Consider the following 3,229-nt stretch of genomic DNA (forward strand, 5'->3'; position numbering starts at 1 on the left):
TCATCGCAGTGGTACCGGCCGCTGATGGTGGCCCGCGTCGCCGGGTCACAGGACTTCGGCTTGGGAAGAATCGATATCAGATCGTTCCCTCGCGCCACCGCGTCCAGGAAGAAGGGTCAGTCGGGCAGCATGTGAGTGATGACGATGGTCGCCACATCGTGCGCCGACGGGAATGCGTTGTTGACCGCCAGGAAGTACTGCTCAATGCGTCTCCTCGCCGAAGGCTCGGCGACGATCGTCGCGGGCGCGGCCAGGTCGAGGGTCAGGCTGCCGTCCATCTCGTCCACGTTCGGTCGACTCCCAGATCAGGAGGGAATTACACAGGGGAGTTGCTATAGGGCTGATTCTCGTCGAGGGTGCGAGGCGATGGGTCGGCCGCTCCGTTCATCGGCTCGCAGCCGCCGACCTTCGTGAAGATCCTCCAGGCGATGAGTTCGCACGTCTCTCGTGTGATGCGCCGCGTGATCCGCTGCGTCCGGTCCTCCACCTCCAAGGGGAGAATGACGTCGGGGTCCTGTAGTTTCTCGTGTGCCCAGACGTGTGCGTCGTTCCAGGTGGCGAAGGTGGCGACCTGCACACCGTAGACGTTCAGGACAGCGTAGGGCCGGATGCGCCGGGCGATCACTTCCCCGAGTTCAGTTCCCCTCCATCCGTGATCTTGACTATTTGGTTCTTGATCCATCGAGCCTCCTCCGTGATGTTCTCGATTCGTTCCAGTAGTGCGGCGTATTCAAGGGGCTCGGCTGGGACATGGCCCTTGTAGTCGATGAGCTTGCTTTCCAGCTCTTCCATCGCGGTGACGGCAACGTCGCTCTGCAATCGCAGAATCCTCAAGGGAACATCACCTGACAGTCGCGGGATACCCGGCCAGCCTCCGCTCATCCGTTCCACCGTCCGCCTTCTCCCTCGTTCGACGTTCCGCCTGGAGCGGCACCCGAGGCCGAGGAGCCCGCCGTAGTCATCTGAAGAACTGTTTTCCTCGACCCGGCCTCGGGGCCTGGGGGCAAGTGTGAAATCAACGATTCGTGATCACTAGACGTGGAATGCATGGGCGCCATGCATCGCAGGTATTGAGCGGCCCGCGGCGCTGGATAGACTGCGTGAGCACGATCCGGGCCTGGGAGGTCACGAAGGGGCGTCACTGCGATGAGTGACCAGGTAGACGATTCTCGCTACTGCCGGTGTGGCACCCGCCTTGCCCGGGACAACGACCGGGGATCGTGTGAGCCCTGCCAGCGCCGGGCTCGGGAACGTGGCACGGCTGCGTCGGAGGTGCCGGTCGAATCCTGGACCGCCTCCGATCAGCTTTGGATTCGGAATGAAATAACTTGTTCACTTCGTGGTCCTCGCGAGCCCGTGACCTGCGAAGACGCATATTGGCTTGCATTAATTATTTCATTACGAATTCTTTGGGACGCCCTCGATGAGCGGCACATGGGCCGGGTGATCGCGGCCTACCGCAACCACCCTCATCACACCGTTGTCCTGTCTCAGGAGACGGTGGCCGGGTGGATGGGCATCACTCAGACCCAGTTGAGCCGCATCGAGTCGGGTGAGCCGGTGACCGACCTTACGAAGCTCATCCGGTGGGCCGAGGTCCTGCGCATCCCGGAAGACACGCTGTGGTTCAAGCTCCCACGGCCACGCTCCAGCGAGGCGGCTCTCGCCCCTGCCCCGGTGGTCTCGCCAACTGCACCGGCGGTTCCCGGCATCCTCGGGGTACCGCCAGCAGACAGTGCGGGTCCGCCGGTCGACCCGTACCGGGTGATCGCACACGTAGGGGAGGTGGTCATCGTGGCCATCGGCCGGCGCACGTTCCTCGCGGGAAGCGGTGCCGGGTTCCTGGTTGGGGGCGCGGTCATGCCCTTGGCGTCGTATCAGCAGGTTGCGCCTGAGGCCATCGAGTATCTGGCGGCTCAGCTTGACGGCTACTACCGGGCCGATGCCGCGTTGGGGCCGCACACCGTGATTCCGTCGGTGCTGGTGCAGCAGGAACTCATCCGGCAGTTCCTGCGTGTGGCCCGGGGCCCTGAACGGCACGCCCTGTTGCGCACGAGCGTCGCCTACGCGGGCCTGACGACCTGGCTCTACCAGGATGCCGGGGACCTCGTGAGCGCGTCGCACTGGGCGAACCAGGCTCTCGAACTCGCTCACCGGGTGGGAGACACCCAGCTCGTCCGGCACACCCTGACGAACAAGGCGATGATCTGTACTGACCAGCAGGACGGACCCGGCACCCTCGACCTGACCAGCGCGGCCCTGACGGACGAGAACGGCCTGTGTGCGAAGGTCCGGGTACAGGCGATGCAGCAGACAGCCCACGGCTACGCCCTCATCGGCGACCGGCGCGGCGCAGACTACGCCCTGGACAAGGCCGCCGCGCTGCTGGTCCGCGTCGATGACGACTATCCATGGTTCAACACCTGCCGGCGCACCCCCGGCTACATCGAGGTGCAGCGGGCCACCTGCTACAACCGTCTCGGTCTCGGTCGCGAGGCCCTGCCGCTGTGGGAGCAGGTCATCTCTGCCCTGCCCGCCGCAGCCCGCCGGGACAAGGGCGTCTACCAGGCACGGCAGGCCACCTCGCATGCTCAGGCCGGGAACCCAGAGGCCGCCGCGGACGCGGTGACGCACGCGGTCACCGTCGCCAGGGAGACCAGTTCGGCACGGCTACGGCAGGAGCTCCACGGCGTTTGGCGCCACCTCACGCCATGGTATGACCATGAGACCGGACGACAGGTCAAAGCTCTGCTGGCGACACTGTAGGAAGGGACAACGAGCGTGGGACTGCGCGACCCGCTACCGGCCGAGGAAGTCCCCCGACGCCTGGCCGCGCTGGACGGATGGGTGAAGGCCACCGACCGCGAAGAGATCCACAAGACGTTCCCCGTGGAGTACTATGCCGCGATCGAAGCTCTCGGCACGGTGGCCGAGTCCGCGAAGGAACTGGAGCACCACCCGGACGTCGAACTGCGCTGGGGAGAACTGACGTTCAGTCTCACCACCTACAGCGCCGGGCAGCGGATCACCGACCTGGACTTCCGGCTAGTCGACCGCATCGAAGCCGTGCTGGCCCGCTACGTCCAGGAGGAAGCGGCGGGATAGCTGAAGAGACCGACCCAGCGGGCGGGAGAGTCCCGGCCCGCTGGGCTCTACAGCCCCGTTGGCCTGGGGCGGCTGCCTGGTCGGTGCCGGGACCTGTAGGGGCAGGGTCTTGATCCTCCGGGGT

5 protein-coding genes are annotated in these 3,229 nt (G+C 65.4%); 2 read left to right on the forward strand and 3 right to left on the reverse strand.

Annotation, left to right across the window (positions count from 1 at the left end):
- Positions 1 to 116: 116 nt before the first annotated feature.
- The 3 genes from AC08OT_RS19735 to AC08OT_RS19745 are packed head-to-tail and all read right to left on the reverse strand — an operon-like array spanning position 117 to position 891.
- On the reverse strand, positions 117 to 278 hold the full coding sequence (locus AC08OT_RS19735) for a hypothetical protein (RefSeq protein ID WP_476594716.1): 162 nt from the start codon (positions 276 to 278) through the stop codon (positions 117 to 119).
- 38 nt (positions 279 to 316) lie between these two features.
- Complete coding sequence (locus AC08OT_RS19740) at positions 317 to 625, reverse strand: hypothetical protein (protein ID WP_476594715.1); 309 nt, start codon at positions 623 to 625, stop codon at positions 317 to 319.
- The gene (locus AC08OT_RS19745) at positions 622 to 891 is read right to left on the reverse strand and encodes a hypothetical protein (RefSeq protein WP_476596483.1); all 270 of its coding nucleotides are present in this window, start codon (positions 889 to 891) and stop codon (positions 622 to 624) included. Before AC08OT_RS19745 ends, AC08OT_RS19740 begins: the two co-directional genes overlap by 4 nt.
- Before the next feature lie 465 nt (positions 892 to 1,356).
- Between AC08OT_RS19745 and AC08OT_RS19750 the strand changes: the two genes are divergently transcribed.
- On the forward strand, positions 1,357 to 2,766 hold the full coding sequence (locus AC08OT_RS19750; RefSeq protein WP_476594713.1) for a helix-turn-helix domain-containing protein: 1,410 nt from the start codon (positions 1,357 to 1,359) through the stop codon (positions 2,764 to 2,766).
- A 15-nt stretch (positions 2,767 to 2,781) separates the two neighbouring features.
- Positions 2,782 to 3,105 (forward strand): 4a-hydroxytetrahydrobiopterin dehydratase, encoded by a 324-nt coding sequence (locus AC08OT_RS19755; RefSeq protein WP_476594712.1) that lies wholly within the window; start codon positions 2,782 to 2,784, stop codon positions 3,103 to 3,105.
- Positions 3,106 to 3,229: the final 124 nt, after the last annotated feature.

It is taken from the genome of Frankia sp. CgJB1 (assembly GCF_977947065.1).